The 4,655-nt window shown below is 55.7% G+C and carries 3 protein-coding genes; 1 reads left to right on the top strand and 2 read right to left on the bottom strand.

Annotation, left to right across the window (positions count from 1 at the left end; genetic code table 11):
* The coding region (locus tag ACOVRA_RS06430; protein WP_421719566.1) for a DNA topoisomerase (ATP-hydrolyzing) at window positions 1-1,610 on the bottom strand (1,610 nt) is incomplete at its 3' end.
* Between the two features lie 272 nt (window positions 1,611-1,882).
* Between ACOVRA_RS06430 and ACOVRA_RS06425 the strand changes: the two genes are divergently transcribed.
* Window positions 1,883-2,848: a hypothetical protein gene (locus ACOVRA_RS06425; protein WP_421719565.1), complete on the top strand. Its 966-nt coding sequence runs from the start codon at window positions 1,883-1,885 to the stop codon at window positions 2,846-2,848.
* 58 nt (window positions 2,849-2,906) lie between these two features.
* Here ACOVRA_RS06425 and ACOVRA_RS06420 read toward each other — a convergent pair.
* Window positions 2,907-4,655, bottom strand: a 1,749-nt coding sequence (locus ACOVRA_RS06420; RefSeq protein WP_421719564.1) for a transketolase, incomplete at its 5' end; no start/stop codon positions are given.

Below are 4,655 nucleotides of genomic sequence, written 5' to 3'. Positions count from 1 at the left end.
TCTTCGCGCTCGATGAAGTCTTCATCTTCGAGATCGAGATCGGCTTCGATAAAGATGGTGCGACGCGGGACGGCATAGGTGTCACGCACATGAGTCAATTCGGTGCGGATAATCTCAATCACGCGAGCTCGTGAACGCAAAATATCCAGCAAATCAGCGATCTTGGCAGCCAAAGAACGGACTTCGTTGGACAATTCATCGCGGCCCAAGCCGGTCAATCGTTGCAAACGCAAGTCCAAAATAGCGCGCGCTTGGTCGTCACTCATGCGGATTGTGCCCGCTTCTGTCAGGACAGAGCGTGGGTCAGCAATCAATTGAATGATGGGTGCCAAATCGTGTGCCGGCCAATCGCGGCTGGTCAACGCTAAGCGGGCAGAGGCAGGATCGGGCGATTCCCGGATCAAGCGCACCACTTCGTCGATGTTGGCAACCGCGATCGCCAGACCAACTAAGTCATGGCCGCGGTCGCGGGCTTTGTTAAGACGATGGCGGGTGCGACGGGCAATCACTTCTTCCCGGAAGGTCAGGAAGGTCTCGATGAGGCCACGCATCGACAATTGAATTGGACGGCCACCGACCAGCGCCAACATATTGACGCCAAACGAGGTCTGCAGCTGCGAATAGCGGTAAAGTTGGTTCAATACGACTTCTGCCGAAGCATCGCGCTTAAGTTCGATCACAACCCGCATACCGCGTCGGTCGCTTTCGTCGCGGAGACCCGAAATGCCTTCAACCCGCTTTTCGCGTACCAATTCAGCGATCCGCTCGATCATCGAGGACTTGTTCACCTGATAGGGAATTTCCGAGATGATGATGGCTTCGCGGTCGCCGCGCATGTTTTCAACTGACGTCTTACCACGCATGATGACAGAGCCGCGCCCGGTCAAGAGGCCATTACGAGCGCCCGTTCGGCCGACGATTTCCCCACCTGTCGGAAAGTCAGGACCTGGCACAATGTCCAGCAAATCCTGATCCGACAGGCTTGGATTATCCAAGATTGCCAAAGTCGCGTCACAAATCTCACCCAGATTATGCGGCGGGATATTGGTCGCCATACCAACGGCGATACCGCCTGCGCCATTGACCAAGAGGTTTGGATATTTGGCTGGCAGAACAACTGGCTCGCTTTCAGAGCCATCATAATTATCTTGGAAATTGACCGTGGATTCATCGATATCGTCCAGTAGCGCCATAGCTACTTTGGCCAGCTTGCTTTCGGTGTAACGCATCGCAGCAGGAGGATCGCCGTCGACTGAGCCGAAATTCCCCTGCCCATCGATCAAAGGCAAGCTCATGGAAAAGTCCTGCGCCATGCGCACCATCGCGTCATAGATCGCACTGTCGCCATGGGGGTGATACTTACCCATTACGTCCCCGACGATGCGCGAAGACTTCACATGCTTCTTGTCGGGCGTATAGCCGCCCTCGCCCATGGCATACAAAATCCGCCGGTGCACAGGCTTCAGACCATCGCGCGCGTCCGGGAGAGCCCGTGCCACGATCACACTCATCGCATAGTCCAAATAAGAGGACTTGAGCTCATTCTCGATAGAAATTGGCGTGATGCCCTTTACGTCGACAATGACTGTCTCTGGGCGGTTGGGTTCAATCGGATCTGCGCCGTCTGTTTCTGGGGTATCGGTCAAGGGGTAAGCCGTCTGTTGCTGATCAGGATGGTTGCGATTCGGACGCAACCTTGCACCCGCACTCTAGCATTCGCCTGCGCGCAGGTCCAAACTTCGTGCATGCATTTGCCGCCTTTTGGTGATAGAAGATGTGGGCAATGAACGGAATGGATGATCATCCCCCAAGCAACCAGCAACAAGGGCCAAGCAGCCCTCGGCACACAGATCATTTTCGCGCAATTTTGACGAAACTGGCCGTGACAGGCTTTATATTGGGCTGTGTGGCGGTGGTTGTGACCCTCCTCTTACCGAAACCCGTTTATGAAGGCCGTCTGGTGGGGCAAATCGGTGACGTGCATATCTACGCTGTCCCCACAAACGCCGATCAGGAAAGCTTAGTCGTTTGGCATGGTGGACGAAAATTGGATGCTCTACCCGCCGATCCAAACAATCCGATCCAGCAATTTGACCTCTCCTCGGCTGACCGTCAGGCGGCAGGAACTCGCCATCCCGACCTCGTGGTGGATGGTTGGTCAGGCGGTATGCATTGTTGTCTCACCCGCTTTGTGTTCGATGGGCCAACTGGCAAGCTCATTGGTAAGCTGTCTTTGGGCAGCAGTGGTGCATCGCGATTTGTTCCCTTAAAGCGCACAGAACAGTATCCCGCAGCCTTTTTGGCCTTTGACGACATGACCTTCGATGGCCAAAGCGAGTTATCTGGTGCGCCATTGGCCCCAATTCTAGTGGTATGGCAGGGCCAGAGATTTGGCCTTTATCGAGAGGCGATGAAAGCCACAACGCCGGAAACTCCAGCGCCCTATCTTTTGAGTAGTGATTTCCAAGAAGCTCAGTTAGAGCTTGCAACCACGGTCAGCGCAGAGCCTGCAGGAACCAGAGGCGAGATAGCCCAAGCGCTCGATCTAGCTGCCCAAACCCGTTTGGCTGACATGCAAGCCGCCGTCCTTGATCCACAAGATCCGCCGAGCTTTGCGCCACTCATCGGTTTCTTGAATGAGTATGTGTATAAGGGCCAAGCCGAGACAGGGTTTGCCGCAGTCAGAAAGGCCCATGAGGAGACGCCTGAATCCTTGCGCCCCGCTCTCGTGACCTATGCCATACTGCTTCGACAGTCCCAGTGGTCTGACGACCTCAATCGCTTGAATGACGGTAAGCTGATTGGTCTATTGGACCAAACTGATAGCCCCAAAACTGGGACGCCCTAGAAATGGCTTTTCACCTCGAACTTTCACCCTTTTTGAGTAATTACCTAGGAGTAAGAGCTCAAAAATGGAGATCAGCCGCCGCATCCAAAATGGCCTCGCAATCGAGGCGATAGGTCCGGTAAAGGTCCGGCAAATCGCCGGTCTGACCAAATTGCTCCACACCTAGGGCACGCACCCGGTGGCCAAGAACAGAGCCAACCCACGAAAGGGCTGCGGGTGATCCATCGAGCAAGGTGATCAGCCCTGCCCGCGCATGCAGCGGGCTTAAGAGCTGTTCAATGTGACTGGCCAAGCGGGGCCCACCTGTCCAGCGCGCACGCCCTGCCGCGGTCCAGCCCCGGTGCAAGAGATCTGGCGAGGTTACTGCCAGTACGCCCATACCCGGATAATCCTCTTTCAGCACGTCAAACCCGGCCAATGCTTCTGGTGCCAACGCCCCACAATAGATCAAGGCCAGCTCTGCTCCTGGGCTTGGCGGGATCAACCAATAAGCACCTTGCAGAGCTCCAGCTTGCCAACTGGCATCAGGCCGGATGGGCTGGGTCAGCAGGCGTGTCGAGAGGCGGAAATAATGGCACCCGCCTGTCTCTTCTTGCAGATCAACAAAACTATGGCGCATCAGTAGGGCCAATTCGTCAGCAAAGGCTGGTTCCCAATGGGTCAAGCCAGGCTGGCCCATCCCGATCAAAGGCGTGTTGATCGACTGGTGCGCGCCGCCTTCAGGTCCAAGCGTTAAGCCCGACGGCGTCGAGACCACAAGGAAGCGGGCATTCTGGTAAATTGCGTAATTCAGCGCGTCGAGACCACGGGCAATAAACGGGTCATAGAGCGTGCCGATGGGAAACAAGCGCTCGCCAAAATGTTCGCCAGCCAAACCAAAAGCAGCTAGATTGAGGAAGAGGTTGTTCTCAGCAATGCCCAATTCAATATGCTGGCCTGCCCCTGAACCTGTCCAGATTTGCGGGCTAGCGATCTTGCGGTCCTTGAACACGTCCTTGGTCGTGGTGCGCGAGAACAAGCCCCGCCGATTCACAAAGCCACCCAAATTGGTGGAGACCGTCACATCTGGTGAGGTCGTCACGATCCTAGCGGCAAAGTCGCTTTCGGTCTTTGCAATATCGGCGAGGATTTTGCCAAATGCCGCCTGCGTGGCTTGCTGTTCCCCGCTGGGCACCTCAAACGTGTCAGGAATAGCGACGGGCTCAGGATTATACCGTCGTTTCACGTGGGCTTGAAACGGCGCTTGGGCGATCAAGGCGCGCACCGCTGCTTCATCTGCTTGGTTCAGACCTGCCAGCGCATCCCATTCCTGTCCTTCAGGGACACCCAGGGACTGCCGTAAGGCGTCAATCTGTGTCGGGGTCATCAGGCCTGAATGATTGTCCTTATGGCCCTGAAACGGCAGCCGCCAGCCTTTGACCGTATAAGCAATGAAAAGCTTTGGCCGATCATTTTGGGCCGCTTGATCAAAAGCTTCCACCAAGGTTTCAAGGCAATGACCGCCCAATTGCGTCATGAGGTTTGAGAGCGCTGCGTCATCATACGTGCCGATGAGGCTCTGCCCTTCCGCTGGCAGATCTTGCAGTAAACGCTCCCGCCAAGCGGTACCGCCCTGATAGCTCAGCGCCGCATAAAGATCGTTCGGGCAGGACTCGATCCACGCCTGTAGTGATTGGCCGCCGGGCTTTGCAAACGCCTCTAACTGACGCTTGCCATATTTAAGGGTCAGAACGTCCCAACCGACGGTTTCAAAGATGTCGTCAAACCGGTCCCACATCCGTTCAGACGTCGTGGCATCCAAGCTTTG

The sequence above is a fragment of the Aquidulcibacter sp. genome (genome assembly GCF_049239865.1).
Lineage (GTDB): Bacteria > Pseudomonadota > Alphaproteobacteria > Caulobacterales > Aquidulcibacteraceae > Aquidulcibacter.
This window is presented reverse-complemented; position numbering and strand designations above follow the sequence as displayed.